This is a genomic window from Nonomuraea phyllanthi, from assembly GCF_006334985.2.
GTDB lineage: Bacteria > Actinomycetota > Actinomycetes > Streptosporangiales > Streptosporangiaceae > Nonomuraea > Nonomuraea phyllanthi.
Window position 1 is genome coordinate 1 of sequence record NZ_VDLX02000036.1, and the last position, 22,217, is coordinate 22,217.

Annotated in this window: 18 protein-coding genes and 2 tRNA genes; 6 read left to right on the forward strand and 14 right to left on the reverse strand. The window is 69.7% G+C overall.

From position 1 onward, the window contains the following. The first annotated feature begins 550 nt into the window (after nucleotides 1-550). Nucleotides 551-1,003, forward strand: coding sequence for a hypothetical protein (locus FH608_RS49090; RefSeq protein WP_139638106.1), 453 nt, complete (start codon nucleotides 551-553; stop codon nucleotides 1,001-1,003). Nucleotides 1,004-1,253: 250 nt separating this feature from the next. Here FH608_RS49090 and FH608_RS49095 read toward each other — a convergent pair whose 3' ends face one another. From FH608_RS49095 to FH608_RS49135, 9 genes are all read right to left on the reverse strand, one after another. Next, a complete protein-coding gene (locus FH608_RS49095) occupies nucleotides 1,254-1,931 on the reverse strand; it encodes a response regulator (RefSeq protein WP_139638107.1) in 678 nt (225 codons plus the stop codon). Beyond that, a complete protein-coding gene (locus FH608_RS49100) occupies nucleotides 1,928-4,423 on the reverse strand; it encodes a sensor histidine kinase (protein ID WP_139638108.1) in 2,496 nt (831 codons plus the stop codon). The genes FH608_RS49095 and FH608_RS49100 overlap by 4 nt, the downstream gene beginning before the upstream one ends. Nucleotides 4,424-4,432: 9 nt before the next feature. Continuing rightward, entirely contained in the window at nucleotides 4,433-4,900 is a 468-nt protein-coding gene (locus FH608_RS49105; RefSeq protein WP_139638109.1) for a group II truncated hemoglobin, read from the reverse strand. Nucleotides 4,901-4,995: 95 nt separating this feature from the next. Then, a tRNA-Met gene (locus FH608_RS49110) sits at nucleotides 4,996-5,069 on the reverse strand. 138 nt (nucleotides 5,070-5,207) lie between these two features. Next, nucleotides 5,208-5,284: transfer RNA gene (locus FH608_RS49115), tRNA-Met, on the reverse strand. A 56-nt stretch (nucleotides 5,285-5,340) separates the two neighbouring features. After that, nucleotides 5,341-8,295 (reverse strand): UPF0182 family membrane protein, encoded by a 2,955-nt coding sequence (locus tag FH608_RS49120; RefSeq protein ID WP_193319069.1) that lies wholly within the window; start codon nucleotides 8,293-8,295, stop codon nucleotides 5,341-5,343. Nucleotides 8,296-8,424: 129 nt separating this feature from the next. Then, complete coding sequence (locus tag FH608_RS49125; protein ID WP_139638111.1) at nucleotides 8,425-9,471, reverse strand: YlbL family protein; 1,047 nt, start codon at nucleotides 9,469-9,471, stop codon at nucleotides 8,425-8,427. A gap of 10 nt (nucleotides 9,472-9,481) precedes the next feature. Continuing rightward, complete coding sequence (locus FH608_RS49130) at nucleotides 9,482-9,907, reverse strand: molybdenum cofactor biosynthesis protein MoaE (RefSeq protein WP_139638112.1); 426 nt, start codon at nucleotides 9,905-9,907, stop codon at nucleotides 9,482-9,484. A gap of 148 nt (nucleotides 9,908-10,055) precedes the next feature. Next, nucleotides 10,056-11,129, reverse strand: a complete 1,074-nt coding sequence (locus FH608_RS49135; protein WP_139638135.1) for an NAD-dependent epimerase/dehydratase family protein — start codon at nucleotides 11,127-11,129, stop codon at nucleotides 10,056-10,058. Nucleotides 11,130-11,259: 130 nt separating this feature from the next. Between FH608_RS49135 and FH608_RS49140 the strand changes: the two genes are divergently transcribed. Genes FH608_RS49140 through FH608_RS49150 form a run of 3 tightly spaced genes read left to right on the forward strand, consistent with a single transcriptional unit; the run spans nucleotide 11,260 to nucleotide 14,043 of the window. After that, on the forward strand, nucleotides 11,260-12,465 hold the full coding sequence (locus tag FH608_RS49140) for a zinc-dependent metalloprotease (RefSeq protein ID WP_139638136.1): 1,206 nt from the start codon (nucleotides 11,260-11,262) through the stop codon (nucleotides 12,463-12,465). Beyond that, a complete protein-coding gene (locus FH608_RS49145; RefSeq protein WP_139638113.1) occupies nucleotides 12,462-13,022 on the forward strand; it encodes an NUDIX hydrolase in 561 nt (186 codons plus the stop codon). Before FH608_RS49140 ends, FH608_RS49145 begins: the two co-directional genes overlap by 4 nt. Before the next feature lie 34 nt (nucleotides 13,023-13,056). Continuing rightward, on the forward strand, nucleotides 13,057-14,043 hold the full coding sequence (locus tag FH608_RS49150; protein WP_139638114.1) for an endonuclease/exonuclease/phosphatase family protein: 987 nt from the start codon (nucleotides 13,057-13,059) through the stop codon (nucleotides 14,041-14,043). A gap of 130 nt (nucleotides 14,044-14,173) precedes the next feature. Here the strand turns inward: FH608_RS49150 and FH608_RS49155 are convergent, their stop codons facing one another. Together FH608_RS49155 and FH608_RS49160 are read right to left on the reverse strand one after the other, a co-directional pair. Then, nucleotides 14,174-14,758 carry a DUF2064 domain-containing protein gene (locus FH608_RS49155; RefSeq protein ID WP_139638115.1) on the reverse strand — a complete coding sequence of 195 codons (585 nt, stop codon included), beginning with the start codon at nucleotides 14,756-14,758 and terminating at the stop codon, nucleotides 14,174-14,176. After that, on the reverse strand, nucleotides 14,755-15,270 hold the full coding sequence (locus FH608_RS49160; protein ID WP_226900592.1) for a M48 metallopeptidase family protein: 516 nt from the start codon (nucleotides 15,268-15,270) through the stop codon (nucleotides 14,755-14,757). Before FH608_RS49160 ends, FH608_RS49155 begins: the two co-directional genes overlap by 4 nt. A gap of 564 nt (nucleotides 15,271-15,834) precedes the next feature. On the opposite strand from FH608_RS49160, the gene FH608_RS52295 reads away from it, so the two are divergent. Continuing rightward, a complete protein-coding gene (locus tag FH608_RS52295; protein ID WP_193319070.1) occupies nucleotides 15,835-17,724 on the forward strand; it encodes a hypothetical protein in 1,890 nt (629 codons plus the stop codon). A 62-nt stretch (nucleotides 17,725-17,786) separates the two neighbouring features. Next, nucleotides 17,787-19,130, forward strand: coding sequence for an ABC1 kinase family protein (locus FH608_RS49170; protein ID WP_139638117.1), 1,344 nt, complete (start codon nucleotides 17,787-17,789; stop codon nucleotides 19,128-19,130). 1,103 nt (nucleotides 19,131-20,233) lie between these two features. On the opposite strand, the gene FH608_RS52300 is transcribed toward FH608_RS49170, so the two are convergent. From FH608_RS52300 to tesB, 3 genes are all read right to left on the reverse strand, one after another. Further along, complete coding sequence (locus tag FH608_RS52300) at nucleotides 20,234-20,398, reverse strand: hypothetical protein (RefSeq protein WP_193319071.1); 165 nt, start codon at nucleotides 20,396-20,398, stop codon at nucleotides 20,234-20,236. Between the two features lie 64 nt (nucleotides 20,399-20,462). Next, the gene (locus FH608_RS49175) at nucleotides 20,463-20,732 is read right to left on the reverse strand and encodes a WhiB family transcriptional regulator (protein ID WP_139638118.1); all 270 of its coding nucleotides are present in this window, start codon (nucleotides 20,730-20,732) and stop codon (nucleotides 20,463-20,465) included. Between the two features lie 584 nt (nucleotides 20,733-21,316). Next, the gene (tesB, locus tag FH608_RS49180) at nucleotides 21,317-22,186 is read right to left on the reverse strand and encodes an acyl-CoA thioesterase II (RefSeq protein ID WP_139638119.1); all 870 of its coding nucleotides are present in this window, start codon (nucleotides 22,184-22,186) and stop codon (nucleotides 21,317-21,319) included. Nucleotides 22,187-22,217: the final 31 nt, after the last annotated feature.

Genomic DNA, 22,217 nt, shown 5'->3' on the forward strand with positions numbered 1-22,217 from the left:
TGGACATCAATCCGAGCTAACCGTCAATCAATATGACGGGGTCATGCATGTATCTCATGCACTGGCTTTTAACACACTGTTGAGTTCTCAAGAAACGGAGAAGTGCTACGTTCTCGTGCTTCTGTTTTCGTTTTTCCGTTGTGTCTTAATCTTTTCAGCCGCCCCGGCCCCTGTCAAATTGACCGGGCTTCCTCGACCTGCAGGAATTAAGCCACGCCCCGCTTCCGGGACAACCCCTCTAACTTACCAGCCCATCCGAACCGATGCGAAACCATCGAGGATGACCCTCAAGAAAGTGGGATTTGCCGGGCATCTCCGGGAGCTCTAGGAGCCCCCTCGGTCGCCCTGCGCGAAGCAACTCTAGCAGCCCGCCGCACCCACTTCGCGCCACTCGGGTAATCACGAGGTTCTTCCCTCACCACGCAACGCTCAAACCTCTGCAAGGAGCCCCCGGTCGGGGCCCCCGCTGTCAAGCCGACGGCAAGTCATCCGCAATCGCGGCCAGGTACGACATACCTACGAGCAGACTGCGCTCACGGAGGTGTCCCGCATGACCCGATCGGAGTTCGACGACATCCGCGCCTTCCTCGCCGATGAGGGCACCCATGCCGGAGACCTGCTGAGAATGGCCGGCAACCTGATCGACGACCTGGAGCACGCCCGCATGCGCGAGGCGGTGCTGCGGACCCACTACCTGCGCCTCCTGACGGCCGCGCGGGCGACGGCGGCGGCCGACACCGTGGGCGCGCCCGACCCGCTGGCGTTCCTCAGGCACGAGCTGGCGGAGCACGGCCAGCTGCCGGAGGACGGGGAGGCCGTGCAGCGCATCCTCGCCGACGCGCAGACCGCCGCGACGCTGCTCGCCCACCTGGAAGCCGTCAGCCCACCGGATGGCGGCAGCTCGCTCGAAGCCGACTGCGCACTGGAGGACGACGCGCCGAAGCGCCCGCGCTCCGTGCGCCTGCGCCGCTGCGTCGGCACCCGGAGGACCCTCCCCCGCTAGCGCGGCTGACCCGATGACGACTCGAGCCATACTCGGCCTTGCCCGCCCGCCTGTAAGACTGCGCATATGTGGCAGCGGGGGTTGAACTGGGCGGCAATTGCCCTGGTCGGACTATTCGGTCTGATGTGGGTGGGCGTCGTCATCTACGCGGATCAGGATTCATCCCCGCCCATGCGGATCGTGCAGATCGTCTTCGGCCTGGTGCTCTTCGCCTGGGCCCTGCGCAGGGCACTGCGGTGACCGGCGGACCCTACGGCGGGAAGGGCTGGAACCGGTAGCCCATCCCCGGCTCGGTCAGCAGGTGGACGGGGCGCGCGGGATCCCGTTCGAGCTTGCGCCTGAGCTGGGCCATGTACTGGCGCAGGTAGTGGGTCTCCTTCTGGTAGGCATCGCCCCACACCTCCCGCAGGAGCTGCCGCTGGCTGATGAGCTTGCCGGGGTTGCGTACCAGGATCTCCAGGAAGTGCCATTCCGTGGGCGTCAGCCGTACTCCACCTGAGATCGTCTTGCCGGCCAGGTCGATCACGTGGTCGCCCAGCCGCACCGTCGCGGTCTCCTCGCCGGGAGGGGCCGTGCGGCGGGTGACCGCGCGGACCCGGGCCAGCAGCTCGTCGATGCTGAACGGCTTGGTCACGTAGTCGTCGGCGCCGGCGTCCAGCGCGCTCACCTTGTCGATGCTGTCCGTACGCCCGGAGAGCACGATGATCGGGACGGAGGTCCAGCCGCGCAGCCCCTGGATGACCTCCACGCCGTCGAGGTCCGGCAGGCCGAGGTCGAGGATGACGAGATCGGGATGCCACTCGGCGGCCTGGCGCAGCGCCGCGCCTCCGTCGGAGGCGACGGCCACCTCGTAGCGCCGCGCGGCCAGGTTGACGCGCAGCGCGCGCAGGATCTGCGGCTCGTCGTCCACCACCAGCACGCGGGTCATGCGTGCCTCCGCAGCGAGACGGTCATGGTGAGTCCCCCTCCTGGCGTGTCCTCCAGCGCGAGCGTTCCGCCCATCGCCTCGGTGAGGCCGCGCGAGAGCGCCAGGCCGAGGCCCACGCCCGTGTGGTTGTCGCGGTCGCCGAGCCGCTGGAACGGCATGAACACCTTGTCATGCGCCTCCGGCGGAATGCCGGGGCCCCGGTCGATGACGCGGATCTCCACGTGCTCGCCGTGCCAGCTGGCGTTGACGAGGACGTGCCGGTCGTCGGGGCTGTAGCGGGCCGCGTTCGCCATCAGGTTGGCGAGCACCCGCTCCAGCAGGGCTGGGTCGGCCGTGATCTCGGGTACGGCGGGCGGGAGGTCGCTGCGGACGCGCTCGCGCAGCGGCCCGAGGTCGTCGATGGCGCGCGGCAGCACGTCCGCGATCGCCACCGGCTCGGGGTGCACGCCGAGCACGCCGGCCTGGAGGCGGCTCATGTCGAGGAGGTTCGAGACGAGCCGGTCGAGCCTGATCAGCGACTCGCCGGCGGTGGCGAGCAGTTCGGCGCGGTCCTTGTCCGACCAGGCGACGTCGGTGCCGCGCAGGCTCTCGACCGCCGCCCGCGCGGACGCGAGCGGGGTGCGCAGGTCGTGGCTGACGGCAGCGAGCAGGGCGGTGCGCATCCTGTCGGCCTCGGCCAGCGGCTCGGCCTGCTCGGCCGCCCGGCGCAGCCGCTGCTGGCGCAGCGCGACCGCCGCCTCGGCCGCGAACGCCTCCAGGACCCGCCGGTCGCCGGCGTCCAGCAACCGCCCGCGGGCGGCGAGCACGAGCCGGTCGTCGATCACCACGTCGTTGTCGGCGGTCCCCGGCCGCGTGCACGGTGCTCCGCCCGAGGTGGCGACGATCTTCCAGCCGTCCGTCCGTTCGAGCAGGGTCACCGACGCCAGCCCGAACGTCTCCCGCATCCGCGCGAGCAACGACGGCAGCGCCGCCTCGCCCCGCAGCACGTGGCCCGCCAGCGTGGACAGCACCTCGGCGTCGGCCCGCGAGCGAGCCGCGTCCCTGCTGCGCCGGGCCGCCAGGTCGACGACCGCGCTGACCATGGCCGCCACGAGCACGAAGATGGCCAATGCGAGCACGTTCTCCGGCGCGGAGATCGTCCATGTGTGAACCGGCGGCGTGAAGAACCAGTTGAGCAGCCCGAAGCCGAGAACCGCCGCTGTCAGGGCCGGCCACATGCCGCCCGCCAGGGCGGCGCCCACGACCAGCAGCAGGAAGAGCAGGATCTCGCTCGGCAGAGACAGGCCCAGCGGCCGGAGCGCGGCGGTGAGCAGCGGCGCCCCGAGCAGCGCCAGCGCCCAGCCCGACAGCCGCCGCCCGCGGGTGAGCGCGGCCCTCGACCGCGCCCGCTCCCGTATCTTCCCGCTCTCCTCGTGGGTGACCAGGTGGACGTCGATCGATCCCGACAGCGCCGTGGTCGTCGCCCCCACCCCGCGCGAGAGGATCTGGGCGAACCGCCCTCGTCGCGACGTGCCCAGCACGAGCTGGGTGGCGTTCACGCCCCGGGCGAACTCGATCAGTGCGCGCGGGACGTCGTCGCCCACCACCTGGTGGTACGAGCCGCCGAGGCTCTCGACGAGGGCGCGCCCGCGCATCAGGCTCGCGGCGTCGCCGCCGGGGACGAGGCCGTCGGCACTGGTGACGTGGACGGCCAGCAGGTCGGCGCCCTTGCTCCTGGCCGCGATGCGAGCGGCCCGCCGGATGAGCGTGTCGCTCTCGGGGCCGCCGGTGAGCGCCACCACGACGCGCTCGCGGGCCTCCCAGGTGCCCGCTATGCCGTGGTCCGTACGGTAGCGATCGAGTTGCTCGTCCACCTTGTCGGCCACCCAGATGAGGGCGAGCTCGCGCAGGGCGGTCAGGTTGCCGACGCGGAAGTAGTTGGCCAGCGCGGCGTCGACCCGTTCGGGCGGATAGACGTTCCCGTGGGCCAGCCTGCGGCGCAGCGCCTCGGGTGCCATGTCGACGAGCTCGATCTGGTCGGCGCGCCGCACCACCCCGTCCGGCACGGTCTCCCGCTGCGGCACGCCGGTGATCTGCTCGACCACGTCGTTCAGCGACTCGAGGTGCTGGATGTTGAGGGTGGAGACCACGTCGATGCCGGCGTCGAGGATCTCGTCGACGTCCTGCCAGCGCTTGGCGTTGCGGGAGCCGGGGACGTTCGTGTGGGCGAGCTCGTCGATCAGCGCGACGGCGGGGGCGCGGGCGATGACGGCCTCGACGTCGAGCTCGGTGAACGTCGCGCCCCGATGGGCGATCGTCCGCCTCGGCAGGGTCTCCAGCCCTTCGAGCAGGCGGGCGGTCCTGGCGCGGCCGTGGGTCTCGACGAGACCCACGACCACGTCCTTGCCGCGTTCGCGGGCGCGGCGCGCCTCGCTCAGCATGGCGTACGTCTTGCCCACTCCGGGCGCCGCGCCCAGGTAGAGACGGAGCATCCCGCGGGACGTGGCTCCCATTCCTCCAGATTAGGGCTGGTACGGCGGCGCCACGCCCCAGCCCCAGTGCGGCACGGGCGCTTCGGGCGGCGGGGTGGCGCCCGGGGCGGAGTTCTCCACGGCGATCCTGGTGCCCCATTCGATGTAGCCGGCGAACGCGGCCCTGAACTCGGGGTCGGCGGGCAGGCCCACCTCGTCGGCGGCGTCCATGAGCAGGCTCACCCACCTGCGGCGCTGCTGCTCGGTGATGGCCTTGCCGAGGTGGTGGCGCAGCATGTTCGGATAGCCGCCGCGCTCCTCGGTGTAGCGCTCGGGGCCGCCGAACACCTCGCCGAGCCAGATCGCCACATATTTGGGGTGGTCGGGAGCCATGTGGGCGAACAGCGGGCCGATCAGCTCGTCCTTGACGACCGTGCGGTAGAAGACCTCGGTCAGCCGTTGGAGCGCTTCGTCACCGCCCGCCCATTCGTACATCGTGGGCACTGCTTCATCAGTCATGTAATGATGTAATCATCGCAGGCGAGGCGTGGGCAAGTGCCGGAGAAACGACGAAGTCCCCGGCCTCGCAATGAGGCCGGGGACTTCGTGTCGAGTAGCGGGGACAGGATTTGAACCTGCGACCTCTGGGTTATGAGCCCAGCGAGCTACCGAACTGCTCCACCCCGCGTCGGTGTGTTACATCAATAACTATACAGGGCTCCGGGAGTGCTCGGGACGTTTCCGCGATCAGGCGCCACCGGACCGAGCACGTGCCCCGGACATGCGAGAGGCCCGGGTCCGTTTCCGGAACCCGGGCCTCTGCGAGTGGTAGCGGGGGCAGGATTTGAACCTGCGACCTCTGGGTTATGAGCCCAGCGAGCTACCGAACTGCTCCACCCCGCGTCGCGTTGTTGCCACAACACTAGTCGGCGGCGAGGGGTGGGCGCAAACCGAATGGGCTAGGACGTGCCTCCCGCTTCGGATCCCGGTGGTGGCGAGGGCGACGCCGAGGCCGAAGACGTGGCGGACGGCGAGGCCGATGGCGTGGCGGAGGACGTGGGCGTCGGCGAGGCCGAGGGCTTGGACTCCTGGGCGTTGGCCCCCTCCAGCGCCTTCAGCGCCGCCTCCAGGCGCTTCTGCGCGTCGCCGTAGGCGTCCCAGTTCGGCGGGCTGGCCTGCAGGGCCTTCTGCGCGTCCTCGTACGCCTTCTTCGCGTTGGAGATCGCCGAGTTGAGCGCCGCGTTGGCCTCGTTCGGGACGGCCTGCTGCTGGTCCCCGGTGGTCTCCTGCTCCTGTTGCTGCTCCTGCTGCCCGCCGAAGACCTCCTGGAGCGCCTCGTCGAGGGTGTGCCCGACGCCGATCTTGCTGCCGTAGGACACCAGGACCCGCTGCAGGATCGGGTACGGCTCCTGTCCGCCTCCCGCGGCCACCTGGATGTACACCGGTTCGATGTAGACCAGGCCGCCCGCGTACGGGAGGGTCAGCAGATTGCCGTAACGGACGGACGAGGCACCGACGCCCAGCAGGTTGAGCTCACCGGCGAACCGGCTCTGGAAGGAGTTCTGGGCCTGTCCGGGGCCGGGGATCGGCGTGCTGGACGGCATGCGCAGGATGCGGATGCGCCCGTAACCGGAGCCCTCCGAGGAGTCGACCGCCATGAACGCCGCCAGGTTGGGGCCCTGGCGTGGCACGAACGTGGTGGTCAGCGAGAACGTCGGCGTGCCGCCCGGCATCGTGGTCGTCAAGTAGTAGGGCGGCTGCTTGATGTTCTTGTCGCCCTGCGTGGGGTCACCGGGGACGTTCCAGAAGTCCTGGCCGCTGTAGAAGGCGGCCGGGTCGGTGATGTGGTAGCGCGACAGGGTGTAGCGCTGCACCTTGAACAGGTCCTCGGGGTAGCGCACGTGGGCCTTCAGGTCGGCGCTCATCTCCGAGGCCGGCCGGATGACGCCGGGGAACGCCTTGCTCCAGGTCTTCAGCACCGGGTCGTTGGTGTCCCAGCCGTAGAGCTTGACCGTGCCGTCGTAGGCGTCAACCGTGGCCTTGACGGAGTTGCGGATGTAGTTGATCCTGTCGGTCGGCTGCTGGGCGATCGCGCGACGGTCCGTCGTGGTGTCGCGGGTCATGTCGCCGAGGCTCTCGCTCTGGGAGTACGGGTAGTCGTTGGACGTGGTGTAGCCGTCGACGATCCAGACGATGCGCCCGTCGACGATGGCCGGGTAGGGGTTGCCGTCGAGCGTGAGGAACGGGGCGACCTTCTGGACCCGGTCACGCGGGTTGCGGACGTACAGGATCTTGGAGTTCTCGTTGATGTCGCCCGACAGGAGGATGTTGGCCTCGCTGTACTTGGCGGCGTACATGAGCCGGTTGAAGAACGACCCGACCTGGACTCCGTCACCGGTGTAGGTGGTGTTCTTCTGGCCCGTGCCGCCCGTCATCGGGTAGTCGAGCTCCTGCGGGTTGTTGGGGTTGCCGCCCGCGATGACGTATTCGGCGGAGGACGGGTTCTCGCCGAAGTAGACCCGCGGCTCCTTGAGGTTGGTGCTGGTCACCAGCGGGCCGATGACGGGCATGTCCTTCGCGTCGTAGGCGGGCAGGCCGCCGTCGACCTGGTTGCCCGGCGCGGCGACGAAGCCGTAGCCGTGGGTGTAGACGAGCGCCCGGTTGATCCAGTTGTTCTGGTCCTGGGGCGGGCCGGTCAGCTCGCGGACGCCGACGATGTGGTCGACCAGCTTGCCGGAGCTGTCGCGGTAGCGATCGACGTCGAGCGTGTCGCCGAACTTGTAGAAGCCGCGGATGCGCTGCGTCTGCTCGTACGTCGAGGACACCAGGGCCGGGTCGAGCAGGCGGACGCCGGAGACCGAGGCGTCGCCGTCCTTCTCGACCTTCGACGGGTCGGACTCCGCCTCGTAGGTCACCAGCTCGGTCTTGTCGACGTTGTACGCCTCGCGGGTGGCCTTGATGTTGCGCTCGATGTAGGCGGCCTCCTTGCCCTGCTGGTTGGGCTTGACCTGGAACTGCTCGACGAGCGCCGGGTAGACGCCGCCGATCAGGATGGCCGAGAGCACGAGCAGGCCGAAGGAGACGCCGGGGAGCATGCCGCCTGGCCGGAAGACGCCGGCGAAGAAGAGCACGGCGCAGATCAGCGCGATGATCGCGAGGATGGTCTTGGCGGGCACGACGGCGTTGACGTCGGTATAGGAGGCGCCGTGGACGAAGCCGCGGTCGGAGAAGACGAGGGCGTACTGGTCGAGCCAGTAGGCCACGGCCTTGAGCAGGACGAAGACGCCGAGCAGCACCGACAGGTGGGTGCGCGCCGCCCGGGAGGCGTGCACGCCGGGCGACTGCAGCCGGAACCCGCCGTACAGGTAGTGGGTGATCGCCGCCAGCACGATCGAGATGATCACGGCGGTGAACAGGAAGTTCAGCACCATCCGGATGAACGGGTAGTCGAACATGTAGAACGAGATGTCGTGCCCGAACAGCTCGTCCGTCTTGCCGAACGATGTCCCGTTGACGAACTGTAGCCACGTCTGCCACTGCCCGGCGAACGAGGAGCCGGTGAAGAGCGCGAGCAGGCTCATGCCGACGATGAAGATCAGCTTGCGGTGCGGGTCGAGCGCCATGCGGTAGCGGTCGGCGCCGCTGCCGCCGCCGAACATCGCCGGCCCGAACATCGGACGCATCCGGAAGGCCAGCAGCATGTTGCCGCCCACGATGGCGACCATCAGCACGGCCCCGAGGAGGAACAGCACGATCTCGGTCAGCAGCACACCGGTGAAGACCGACGTGTAGTTGGTCGCGTCAAACCATAGATAGTCGGTGTAAAACCCGGAGAATAGGAAGAAAAGCGCCACAATCGCCACAAAGGCGATCGCCACAGGCAGGAGCAGTCGCGGCCGGCGAGGCAGACGCATCGCCCGGCCGGTTCCCGGGGTCCGGAAGCTCAAGGCCAACCCCTCGTCGTGATGAAAAAACGGTCCGTGTCTGGCAACCTACACTGCAGGGCCAGTGCTTCGGCTAACGCACGGCGAGCGCCAGAAGTTTCACCCGGCCTCGCACGCGGGGATGTTTCCCTTCCCGGTGCGCAGCGCGTCGAGCGCCAGCACCGCGTCGTGGAGCGTGTCGGCCCTGACCAGCCGGAGCCCGTCGGGCACGGCTTTCACGGCCTCGGCACAGTTGTCGGCGGGGGTGAGGAAGACCGTCGCGCCGGAGTCCTGGGCGCCGACCATCTTCTGTGCGATGCCGCCGATCGGGCCCACCTCGCCCGCCGGGTTGATCGTTCCGGTGCCGGCGATCCGCTTGCCGCCGGTGATCTCGCCGGGCGTCAGCTTGTCGACGATGCCCAGCGAGAACATCAGCCCCGCGCTCGGCCCGCCGACGTCGCCGACGTTGATGTCGACGTCGAACGGGAACTTGAACCGGCCCTGCATGCTCACGCCCACGAGCGTCTGCCCCTCGGTGCCCTTCGTCGTCGGCACGGTGACGTCGAGCTCCTTGCCCGCCCGCTTGACGGTGAAGCGCACGCTCTCGCCGGGCTTGTGCGCCTTGACCGTGTCGCCCACGACATCGACGTTCTTGGCCGGAGTGCCGTCGACGGCGACGATCTCGTCGTCCTTCATGAGCTTGCCGTTGGCCGGCATCTTCGGCTCGGTGGACACCACCGTCACGACCGTGGTGTAAGCGATCTTGAGCTCGTTGAGCGCGGCGGCGGTGGCGGAGTCCTGAGAGTTGGACATCTCCACAGTGTTCTCCTGCTCGACCTGCTTGACGGTGCGGTCGGGAGCGAAGATGGTCTCCTGCGGGACCACCGCGACGGTCGGGTCGACCCAGCCGCGCAGCGCCGTCAGCAGGTCGATCTGGGCCGCGGGGCCGCCCTGGTAGGCCACGGTCACGAGGCTCAGCGCGCCGCTGGTCGGGTAGGTCTGCCGGCCGTTGATCGAGATGACCGGCTTCTTGTCGACCTCGCCGATCGTGTTCTCCGTCGGGCCGGGGCTCAGCACGACGTACGGGACCGGCCGGGACGCGCCAGTCACGCCGAGCGCGAGCACGAGGAATCCCGCGAGCAGCAGGGTCAGGGCGCGTCGTGACATGTCGATGAGCTTATTCTCCGGCGCCGACCCATTCGGCCTCGCCGCCGGCGAACACCTGATGTTTCCAGATGGGGACATGCGCCTTGAGGTCGTCGATGAGGCGGCGTGAGGCCCTGAACGCCTCGTCCCTGTGGGGCGCGGCGACCGCGACGACGACGGCCACGTCGCCCAGCTCCAGATCGCCGACGCGGTGGACGGCGGCCAGCGCCGTCACGGGGAAGTCGGCGGCGATCTTCTCGGCGACCTGCCGCAGCTCGGCCTCCGCCGAGGGGTGCGCCGAGTAGGAGAGCTTGGCGACCGGCTTGCCGTGGTCCTGCTCGCGCACGGTGCCCACGAAGACGGCGGTGCCGCCGGCGGCGTGGTCGCCCACGGCGACCAGCACCTCGTCGACGGAGAGCGGGGTGTCACGAATGCCGAGCAACCGGATGACGTCCACGGAAAGAGCCTAACCTTTGCCGGCGCCGCATCCGACGCACCCGCCGGACGATCGTGGCGCTTATTGGCGCCGCTTCCGGCGCACCCGCCCGACGACGGCGGCGGTTATCGGCGCCGCTTCCGGCACATCTGGCGGACGATCGCAGCGGTCATTGGCGCCGCTTCCGGCGCACCTGGCGGACGATCGCGGCGGTGCCGATGACGGCGACGGTGGCGCCCGCGGCCGTGAGCGTGGCCTCCTTGACGGGCAGTCGCCGGCCGACCACGGTCGTGCGGTTCTCCCGCAGCTCCAGGAGTTGCGTGAACGCTGCCTCGTTGGTCCACGACGGCTTCCAGCCCGCCTCGCGCAGCGCCGCGCAGTCGACCACCCACGGGTAGACCACGTAGTGCAGGTCCGTGGCGGGCGCCGGGGTGACGCCGAGCCGGTGCAGCCGCTGGGCCGTGCCGAAGGTCAGCCCCGCCGGCAGCTCCAGGCTGCGGATGCCGGACAGCTCCTCGACCTGGTCCTGCTCCAGCCACCCGTCGGAGCCGACGGCCACCACGCCGGTGACCACGCCGCGCGCCGCCAGCTCCAGCGCCGCGACCAGGTCGTCGATGTGGCAGAACTGCCAGTGCGGGCTGCAGCCCTTGACCGTCAGCAGCCTCGGCGACTCGAAGTGGCGGGTGATGACCGTGTCGACCCCGGGGCCGACGACGGCGGCCGGGCGCAGCACGGTGACCTCCAGGCCGGGGTGGCTGCGCAGCGACCGGCGTACGAGGGACTCGATCTCCAGGAAGTCGCCCACGACGCCCGTGTCGGGCTCGGCCGCCACCGGGGCGTCCTCGGGCAGCGGCACCTCGTTGTCGGGCGCGGCGCCGTACACCATCGCGCTGGTGACCAGCACCACCCGGCGCACGCGCGCCGCCGCGCAGGCCGTCAGCACCGTCTGGGCGGCACGCAGGTTGTACGCGCGCCGTTCCCCCGGGTCGGAGTCGACGGCGTAGTCGCCGGCCAGATGGACCAGCACGTCGATGTCGGAGATCCGGTTCGCCAAGAGCGGATCTCGTACGTCGATCACTCGCCAGGTGGCCTCCCCAACGTCGCCGCGCTCCTCGTCGATGGCCACCACCCTGCGGAAATCCGCGGAGGATACGAGCTTGACGAGCAGCTCCCGGCCTAGGCCGGAGGCCGCTCCCGTGACGGCTACTACGGGTTGGCGCGGGCGTTTCGAGGTAGGCACCAGGTCCTCACTTTGCACTGATCCGCCGTAGGACGACTAACGTGGCGGATGTGGACTCCTCCATCCTGCATGAGGTAGAGCGGTGACTGACCTGCCAGGTCGCGAAAACGACCCCAACGAGAACCCGTTCGCCATGTTCGGCAACCCTGAGCAGATGGCTCAGGCGATGCGCCAGTTCGCCGACATGCTGTCGGCGCCGCAGGGTTCAGGCCCTGTCAACTGGGACATGGCCAAGAACATCGCCCGCCACGCCGTGGTCGCCGAGGGCGACCCGAGCGTCATGGAAGGCGAGCGCCGACAGATCACCGAGGCACTGAGCCTGGCCGACCTGTGGCTCAACGAGGCCACGACCCTGCCCAGCGGTGTGTCCAACCCGCAGGCCTGGAGCCGGTCCGAGTGGATCGAGAACACCGTCCCGATCTGGCGCAAACTCTGCGAGCCGATCGCGGAGCGCATGGTCGAGACCATGGGCGGCGCGCTCGGCGGCTCGGGGCTGCCGCCGGAGGCCCAGCAGATGGCCGGGCCGCTGCTGGGGATGCTCAAGCAGATGGGCGGCATGATGGTCGGCCAGCAGATCGGGCAGGCGATCGGCTCGCTGGCCCGCGAGGTGATCGGCACCACCGACATCGGCCTGCCGCTGTCCGACACGGCCGCGCTGCTGCCGGGCGGCATCGCCTCGTTCAGCGAGGGCCTGGAGGTGCCGTCCGACGAGATCAGGCTCTACCTGGCGCTGCGCGAGGCCGCGCACCACCGGCTGTTCCAGCACGTGCCGTGGCTGCGTGCCCACCTGCTGGGCGCGGTCGAGGAGTACGCCAGGGGCATCACGGTCGACACCTCGGCGCTCGAGGAGCAGATCCGCGGCCTCGACATCAACAACCCCGAGGCGCTCCAGGAGGCGCTGAGCGGGGGCAACCTGCTGAAGCCCGCGGAGACCGAGCGGCAGAAGGCCGCCCTCTCGCGGCTGGAGACGATGCTCGCCCTGGTCGAGGGGTGGGTGGCCACCGTGGTCGACCAGGCGGCCGAGGGCAAGCTGCCCTCCGCCGTGGCGCTGGCGGAGACCGTACGCCGCAGGCGCGCGACGGGCGGTCCCGCGGAGCTGACGTTCGGCACGCTCGTGGGGCTGGAGCTGCGGCCGCGGCGGCTGCGCGAGGCCGCGGCGCTGTGGCGCGCGCTGGAGAGCGCCCGTGGCGTCGAGGGGCGGGACGCGCTGTGGGGCCACCCCGACCTCATGCCGACGGCCGAGGACCTCGACGATCCCGACGCTTTCGTGCTCGGCGAGACGGCCTGGGACATCTCCCAGCTGGAGGCGAAGCCGGACGACGAGGACGGCGACAATTGAGCCTGCACGCGGACGCGCTGGCGGTGCTGTCGGCGTGGGACGCGCCCACGCCCGATGAGGAGGCGTTGCGGCTGGAGTTCCTGGAGCACCTGCGGGCGCATGACGACGCGATGCTGCGGCAGTGCGTGCCCGGGCATCTGACGGCGACGACGGTGGTGCTGTCGCACGACGGCACGCGGGTGCTGCTCACGCTGCATCCGAAGGCCAAGATGTGGCTGCCCATGGGCGGCCACTGTGAGATCACCGACATGTCGCTCGCGGACGTCGCTCTGCGGGAGGCTGTGGAGGAGTCGGGAATCTCCGATCTTGAGCTGCTGCCGGGACCGCTCGCCGTCGACAAGCACTCCGTGTGGTGCCATCCCCCGCAGAGCTGGCATCTCGACATCGAATACGCGGCCGTGGCCCCTCCCGGCGCCCGGGCCGCGATCAGCGACGAATCGCTCGACCTCCGCTGGTTCCCCGTCACCGACATCCCCGAACCGTCCGACGAGGCGACGCGGCGCCTGGCCGTACGCGGACAGACCGCCCTTAACGCGGGCACACGCGCGCTGGGCTAGAGTCCTCTGCGTCGTTCCAAAAGGGGGCCCTGCGTTGGAGAGTTCTGCCGTCGGCGGCACGATCGTGACACCTGAGCGCAGGCGCTGGAAGTTCCCCGGCACGGCGCTGACCTGGCTGGCCGTGACCCCGTTCGCCGCGTGGGCGGTGGCCAGGGTGGCCGGCCTGGAGCGCGGGTCGCTGCCCACGCAGATCATGACCGCCACCCCCTACGCCGCCGCGGGCTCGCTGGTCCCCCTCCTGATCGCCTCGCTCGGGCGCAGGCGCGCCGCGACTGTCGTGGCGCTGCTGGCCACCACCGCGCTCGGCTTCAGCGTGCTGCCCAGAGCGCTGGGCTCGGCCGAGGCCACGACGGGCAGGCCCATGCGGGTCATGACGATCAACATGCTGTTCGGCAGGGCCGACGTGGCGACGATCATGAAGCTGGTCCGCGAGTTCCAGCCCGACGTGCTCAGCACGCAGGAGCTGACGCCCGGTGCGGTGGCCGACCTGGACGCCGCCGGTCTCAAGGAGCTGATGCCGCACCGCGTCCTGCAGGACGAGTGGAGCGCCGGCGGCAGCGGCCTCTACTCCAAGCACCCGCTGGAGCCGCTCTGGGACGTGATGCCGCCGGTCGGGCACCAGATGCCCGCCGCGCTGATCTCGCTGCCCGGGGGGCAGTCGATCGAGTTCATCGACGCGCACCCCTTCCCGCCGCTGGGTCCCCAGGTCACGTCGTGGAACGAGGCACTGGCGGACTTCCCGTCGGCCTCGCCCGACCGGATCCGCATCATCGCGGGCGACTTCAACGCCTCGCTCGACCACGCCGCCCTGCGGGGGCTGCTGGCGCGCGGCTACAAGGACGCGGCCGACACCGTGGGCGCGGGGCTCATCCCGACCTGGCCCGCGAACAAGCGGGTGCCGCCGATCATCACGATCGACCACGTGCTGGTGGACGAGCGGGTGGGGGTGAAGGAGGTCAGCGTGCGCGACGTACCGAGGACCGACCACCGCGCCGTGCTGGCCGAACTCACCGTCCCCTGATCAGGGCCCCCATGTTCTGAAACCGAGTTCACCTCGGGTCACCACAGCCGACCTGATCAAGGGCGCCGATCACTGCCACCTTCCTGGAGCCGAACCGGCCAGGGCCTGACAAGCGCGCGGGGCCGCGGGGTCACCAGGGTCTGATCAAGGCCCTGGTGTTCTCCCAGCCTTCGAGGCCGGGGTCGAGCAACTCGGCGTCCTCGGGCGTGCGCAGGCGGTGCCAGCCCGGGGTGGTGGCGACCCGCCGGGGGCCGGGGGCCTGGGCGCGCAGGGTGGCCACGACGTTAGCGTCATCGAGATCGGGCTCAGCCCAGGAGGGCGCGGGCAGGGCGCAGGCCAGGGCCACGGCGCCGCCGTTCGCCGCCGGGCAGACCGTGATCTCGGCCCTGCCCAGCTCCCTGAACAGCTTGCCGACGAGCAGGGGCGGCAGGTCCGGCGCGTCGGCGCCGATCACGGCCGCCTGATCGGCCTTGAGGCGCTGGAGCACGCCCTTCAGCGGCTCGTCCTCATCGATCGTGATGACCTCGGTGCCGGGCCAGACGATCTCCTCCAGCTCGGGGACGCTCGTGATCAGGACCGGGGTGACGAGGTCGAGCCCCGCGACCATCTCGTACGTGTCCTCCGCCACCGCCTCCAGGAACCTGTCCGGGTCCACGCCGGGGGGAGCGGCCTGTGCCATGCGACGGCGTACCAGGACCGCGGCGACGCGCGTCAACACTCCTCCGGCGCCGTGTGGGCCGCGGCCGAGAATCCTTCGAGAAACCCGCGCGCGCGTTCGGCCTTGGGATACTGTTCCACCAGGGCCCAGAACTTGGCCCCGTGGCTGGGCACCAGCAGGTGCACCAGCTCATGGATGATCACGTAGTTGATGACCCATTCGGGCAGGCCCTTGAGCCTGGTCGAGATCCTGATCGTGCCGTTCTCCGGGGTGCACGAGCCCCAGCGGTGCTGCTGGTTGTCGACCCAGCGCACGCTGACCGGCTCCGCTCTGCCGTCGAGATATCTGGCCGCCAGTTCCTTGGCTCGTTCGAGCAGCGCCTCGTCGGTGGGCCTTCGCCGACTTTCCTTGGCAGCCAGCCGATCCAGCATCCGGCTCACCCATTCATCCGCGTCTTCGCCACTCAGCCAGGCGGGCAGGAGCACGATCGTCTTGTCGCCGTCGCGGTAGGCGGAGACCGTACGCCGGCGACGAGAACTGCGACGAACCTCGACTGTCTCGGGGGGCACATATGCACGGTAGCCGACGTGGGCAAAATTCCACAGAGGGTGGACGTTGTTTCTCCTGGTCAGATGATTAAGAGCGGGTGAATTTGGGCAGGCGGCGTTTCCCGATGCGCGGCCGGGCCCCGATCATGCCTGCTGAGGGCGTGGTCACGGGGCCGGCGGTATTCCCACCTCAGCGCGGCTTCCGGGGTTGGTGATCGCGACTGAGGACAACTTCGGAGGGGGTTGAGAGGGTTGGCACGGTCCCAACGATCTTCATCCAGTGGCCCGCCCGTCCAGCATTCCCCCATTTCACAGTAAAGACTGATTTACCAGATCTTTACCTTACGTCGCTGCCGCCGGAGCCGCGGTCCACCCCTCACGATCATCGGCGGAAGCACTTTCACCCACCCCGTTCCGGTACGAGCGGGACCACGATGAGACCGCCAGCCATGCCCGCCTTCTACCCCCTTGAGCTGCTTGTCCCCGCAGCTGTTATGCACAGGTCAACCGCACTGCCACGCGGTTATCCACAGCCGCCGCCGAACCGGCTCGGGATCTTGCTCGGGCATGGAAACCTTTCCCGCCATGAGGCCACGTGTGAAGCCCGCCCTCCGGCGCATCATCCGCGACGAGCAAACCCTCCAATACGGGGCGCACCCCCTCAGGGCCGTCATGTTGAGCGGTCTGACCCCGGCCGTCCGCCAGTGGATCGACGGCCTCGACGGCACCAGGGATCTGGAGTGCGTCCTGGCCGAGGCGAACGCCATCGGCTTCGACGAGGTCCGCGCCCGTGCCCTGCTGGACCAGCTCGCCGTCCAAGGCGCCCTTCATGATGCAGCCACCAGCCCCGCGCCGCTCGCCGAGCTGTCCCTGGCGGAGCGCGATCGCCTGAGACCAGACCTCGACGCCCTCGACCTCGCCTCGACCGACCCGGACGGCGCGATCGCGATCTTCGGCAGGCGCCGGCGGCACCGGGTGCGCGTCTACGGAGCGGGGCGGGTGGGCGCGCAGGTGGTGGCCCTGCTCGCGGCGGCGGGCATCGGCAACATCCGGGTGTTCGACCCCGGCACCACCCGGCCGTGCGATGTCACGCCGGGCGGGCTGACGTGGGCGGAGGTGGGCCTGTCACGCGAGGCCGGCGCGGTGGCGGTCGCCCGGAGGCTCACCTCCGGCGGCCACCCCTACCCCGATCCGACCGCCGAGCCGATCCCCGCCGACCCCCAACCCGGCGCACCTGGAAGGGACGAGCCCGACGGCATCGAGTCCGGAGAGCCGGCGTCTTCCTCGGGCTCGCCCTCCGGCCGTTCGCCACGAGGAACGCGCGGCACGAACGCGTCGCAAGCCGCACGCTCCAGCGGCGCCGCGCAGGCCGACCGCCGTGGCAGATCCGGCTCGACCCCAGCCCTGCCCTCGCCCGCCGCACCCCGCTCCGGAAGCGCCGGCTCCGGGAACACTGGATCCCGCACGGGGAGCATCGCGCCCGCTCCCGGAAGGGGCACATCGATCCCAGGAAGCACGTCGTCATCCGCCGGCAGGGCCGCACCGGGCTCCGGAGGGCCGGCACCAACAGTCGGAAAAGCGACACCCGCCACCGGAAACACCACGCCAACCACCAGCAGAGCCACGCCCGCCTCCGGAAGACCGGCGCTGTCCACGGGAAGAGCCGCACCCACCTCCGGGAAACCAGCACCATCCGCAGGAAGAACTGCCCCCACCTCCGGGAGCATCGCGCGGTCGCCCGCCTCGAGCACCACGCTCGACGCCGGCTCCGGATCCCGCACGAGAGCCATCCCGCCTTCCACCGGCGCCGCGTCTTCTCCGGCTCTTCCCGCTTCTCCCGCCTCTCCCGCCGGCAGGGCGCGTTCCGCGGCGGGAACGGTCCCCTCCGGTGGCGCCACGCCGATGCGGGGAGGTGGCCGGTCGGAGGAGTTCGAGGGGCAGGGTGACGGGATGGGGGTGATGCCTTCCGTCAACGCACTGGTCGGCGGGACGTATCTTGGGGACAAGTCGGATCATCCGGATCTGGTGATATTCGCGCCCGTCGGACCGCTCGATGGGGTGCTGGTCAACGAGGTGGTCTCCCTCGACATCCCGCACCTCCTGGTGTCGGCGTTCGAGGGGCACGGGACGGTGGGGCCTCTGGTGGTGCCGGGGAAGACGGCGTGCCTGCACTGCCTGGACCTGACGCGGCGGGACCACGATCCGGGGTGGCCTATCGTGACCGCGAGGCTGGGCGGTTATCCGCCAGGCGAGATCGCCTGCGACTCCACTCTGGCGGCGCTGGTCGCGGCCGAGGCGACCGGCCAGGCGCTTGCCTACCTCGACGGCAAGGAGCCGGTTGTGACCAACGGCACATTGGACGTAACGCCTGATTGGCGGTGGAGGCGGAGGTCGTGGAAGGTACACCCGCAATGTCGTTGTGTGCGAAATAGTCCGGATTCGCTAAGAATGGTCATGTCTCCTAACCGCGACTGACGTGCTCAGAGGACGACCACGAAGGGGGGAAGCGGCATCTCATCGAGGTTCCGCGCATCAGTGTGAGCGATCTTCCGCGCCGTGCTGTCACGCGCTCCGCCAAGCTGGCCACCCTCCCGCTCGGCTTCGCCGGGCGCGCCGCCCTCGGCCTGGGCAAGCGCATCGGCGGCAAGTCCGCCGAGATCGTGGCGCAGGAGGTGCAGCAGCGTACGGCCGAGCAGATCTTCAAGGTGCTCGGCGAGCTCAAGGGCGGCGCCATGAAGCTCGGGCAGGCGCTGTCGATCTTCGAGGCGGCGCTGCCGCAGGAGATCGTCGGGCCCTACCGCGCCACGCTCACCAAACTCCAGGAGGCCGCTCCCCCGCTGCCCGTGTCCACGGTGCACAAGGTGCTCGTCGAGCAGTTGGGTGACGACTGGCGGGAGAACTTCCTGTCGTTCGACGACCGGCCGACGGCGGCCGCGTCGATCGGCCAGGTTCACAAGGCCGTGTGGCACGACGGCAGGGAAGTGGCCGTCAAGATCCAGTATCCGGGGGCGGGCAAGGCGCTGCTCGGCGACTTCGCGCAGCTGGCGCGGCTGGGCAAGCTGTTCGGGGCGTTGCTGCCCGGGCTCGACATGAAGGCGCTGCTGGCGGAGCTGCGGGAGCGGGTCGCCGAGGAGCTCGACTACCTGCGGGAGGCCGAGGCCCAGCACGCGTTCGCGCTCGAGTTCGACGGCGATCCCGACTTCCACATCCCTGACGTGGTCGCGGCCAACGAGCTCGTGCTGGTCAGCGAGTGGATGGACGGCACCCCGCTCTCCCGCGTGATCTCCGACGGCACCAAGGAGCAGCGCGACCACGCCGGGTTACTGTTCGTACGCTTCCTCTTCTGCTCTCCCGCGCGGGTCGGCATGCTGCACGCCGACCCGCACCCCGGCAACTTCCGGATGCTGCCCGACGGCAGGCTCGGCGTGCTCGACTTCGGCGCGGTCAACCGGCTGCCCGGCGGCTACCCGACGATGTTCGGCCGGCTCACGCGCATCTTCAACGAGGGCGACATGGACGCCGTCATGGCGGGGCTGCGCCGGGAAGGCTTCATCCGCGAGGACATCGACATCGATCCTGACGCGTTGCGGGCCTTTCTCGCGCCGTACGTGGAGCCGACGGCGGTGGAGGAGTTCACGTTCAGCCGGGAGTGGTTGCAGGCTCAGGCCGCGCGCGTCGCGGATCTCCGCCCCACGAACGTGGTGCGGCAGCTCAACCTTCCTCCGTCGTACGTGCTCATCCACCGGGTCCATGCGGCGGGAGTGGGCGTCCTGTGCCAGCTCGGCACCACGGCGCGCTTCCGCGACGAGGTGATCCGCTGGGTGCCCGGCTTCTCCGACGACTCCGACGACACCAACGACGAGGCCCTGGCCATCGGTTAGCCCGCCGCCCCTAGGATCCCCCGGCCCCCTCGGCCCCCGCGGCCCCCTCGGCCCCCGCGGCCTCCGCGGCCTCCGCTCGGCGACGCGACCGACGTCTGTCCGCGGCCGACCTCCATCCATGGGGCGTCCATCGGGCGGTGCTGTGCGGTGAAGCGCCCGGGGCCGGTGTGAGGTGAAGACGTGACATGCGCGCTCCGGGTGCGAGGCGGGTCTGGGGCGATGGTCAGACGTGCGCGCTGCGGGCGTGAAGCGGGCCTGAGGTGACGCGGCGCGCTCAGGGGCGGCATGAGGTGATGGCCTGACCAGTGTGGTGCTGGCGTGAGGTGGCGCGACGCCACGCGGGGCCAGCATGAGTGCACGCGGGATGGGCCGAGGCGGCCGTGAGGTGGCGTGATGCGCTCGGAAGCGGCGTGAGTTGATGGGGCCTGACGGGCGTGGGATGGGCGGAGCGCACCTGCGGGCCGGGATCGAGACGCACGAAACGGGGGTGCGAAGTGATGTGACGCCGCCCGACGCGGGCGCGAGGTGGTGTCCCGATTGCGGGGTGGATGGCACCGGCGAGGGTCGGGGTGGCGATGGGTGTCCTTGACGAGCGCATAGATTTTACTTAACCCGAGGTTAACTAGCGACTGCGCTGTGTAATGATACGGGTGCAAGTCGTTACCAGGTCGAGAGGATCCTGATGTGTCGATCCGCGAGCCTGCCCGTCACCGCCGTCCCGGTGATGGCCGCAGGACAGCTCGCCACCACCCTTCCCCTCGCGGTCGCGCGGGTGGGGCGGGCAGCGGCGTCGCACGCATGGCTTCGCGCCCGGCTCGGCTTCGCAACGCCCGCGCCTGGTTCAGGAACCGCGAAACCCGTGGCCGATTCGGGACCGTGATCCCTGTGGCAGGTTCGGGCCATGACACCCGGGCACGTGCGTGTGCTCGCGCCCGGGGGCTCCCACCGGCGCCGCTGGTCAGCACATCCCCCTCCAGGGTGCTGAGCCGGCGCCGGTGGGGACATGGTTGGGGAGCCCCAACAGCAAGAGCCGGGCGCTCGGAGCGCCCGGCTCTCTAGGAGATCCGGCGGGAGATCCTGCGCCGGCGGCAGGACCTCCCGGATCAGATCTGGCGGCTCAGGGCCTTGCGGAGGCGGTCGTTCGCCCGCAGGACCTCGCGCTGCGCCCGCCGTACGCGGCTGATGCGCAGGACGAGGCGTTGCTGCTCCGCCTCGCGGTGAAGCGTTTGTATTCGGTCATTGACCAGGTCATGAATGAGATCCGGCACTGCTCGGCTCCTTGTGATGTGAGTGCTCATCGGTGTGTTCGCTTTCTGGTGGTAGGTGCGGTGTTCAGGCAGCGACCGGGTGCTTGCGGGGACGCCCGCGCGGACGCTTGCGGGGAACGATCGTTCCCCTGAGGATCAGCTCGCCGCCCCAGACGCCCCAGGGCTCCTCGCGCTCGAGCGCGCGGGCGAGGCAGGACTTCTGGATCGGGCAGCCGCCGCAGAGTGCCTTGGCGAACTCGACGTCCTCCGGCGACTCGGCGAACCACAGGTCAGGGTCGGTACGGCAGGGGATCTTGGCTTCGTCGATCAGGTCCATGATCGTCTTCGCCCCCATCTGCTTTTCTCCTTTGATCGATCTTTTGATCTTGGTCGGGCACCTCGTAGGTGGTCGGGGATCACGGACAAATAAGTAAGGCCGCGGATCCGTCTGTGGATCCGCGGCCTGGTGGGCTGCAATGTGCCGGTCAGGTTATGACCGGTGCATCCCTCCAGGGTTGCGGACCGCACAGTCCACCCTTGGTGAGCTGGTTGGCCGGCAGTTCGATACGTCCGATGTAGACAGGAGCGGCTTGCACGGCGGCGCGGCCGAAGTGGGCGCGCGCATAGGCGGCAGCAGCAGCCTGACTACGGGCAGACTTCTCCAGCCGAGACGTGGCAGGGCTATCGACAAGCCTCACCGAGTCACGGCATGCGGAAGCGAGCCACTGCGTGGCTGACATCTTGACGCTCATCACCGGTGACTCACCTCCACTCTCGAGATCGTCGGAAACAGGAGTGTCCGACTCGCTTGACCATGACCCTAAACCCGGCGGCTCAGGAACGGCAACATATTTTCTACCTGCGATTTTGTAACACTCGCCACCTTTTTTCGAGCATCGCAGGTGGCGAGTCGCGCATCTCGCCGGCGGCGGGGTGCGGCTACTTCGTCAGGCGGATCATGGCCTCCTGGACGACCGAGACCACGAGCTCGCCCGACGCGGTGAACATCTCGCCGCGCGCGAGCCCCCGCGCTCCCCCCGACCAGGGCGACTCCTGAGCATAGAGCAGCCAGTCGTCGGCCCTGAAGGGCCGGTGGAACCACATGGCGTGGTCCAGCGAGGCGCCCATGATGTTCGACGCGCCCCAGGCCATGCCGTGAGCCAGCAGGATCGTGTCGACCAGCGTGAAGTCGGAGGCGTACGCGGCCAGCACCACGTGCAGGAGCGGGTCGTCGGGCAGGTCCGCCTGGTAGCGGAACCACACGTTGGTCTCGGCGCTGCGCAGGTCGGGGTTCTTGTACGCCTCCCAGGTGAGCGGCGAGACGTATCTGGCGTCCACCGGGCGGGGGCGCGTGAACCACTCGCGCAGCTCGGGGTTGTCGCCCGCCAGCTCGTACATCCTGTCCTGGAACGTGGGGAGCGTCTCGGGGTCGGGCACGCGCGGCATCGCGGACGCCTGGTGCGTCACCCCCTCCTCCGCCACGTGGAACGACGCCGACATGGTGAAGATCGCCTTGCCGTGCTGGATGGCGACGATCCTGCGGGTGGTGAACGACCGGCCGTCGCGCAGGCGCTCGACGTTGTAGACGATCGGCACGGCCGGGTCGCCCGGCCGGATGAAGTACGCGTGGAGCGAATGCACGTTGCGGTCCTTGGGGACTGTGCGGCCGGCCGCCACGAGGGCCTGGGCCGCCACCTGGCCACCGAAGACGCGCTGGATGCGCTCCTCCGGGCTGCGCCCCCGGAAGATATCGAGCTCGATCTGCTCCAGGTCGAGCAGGTCCAGGAGCTCTTTCAGCGCCTCGTTCACGTGTCCATCCCCCTCGCGCTGTCGCGGTCTT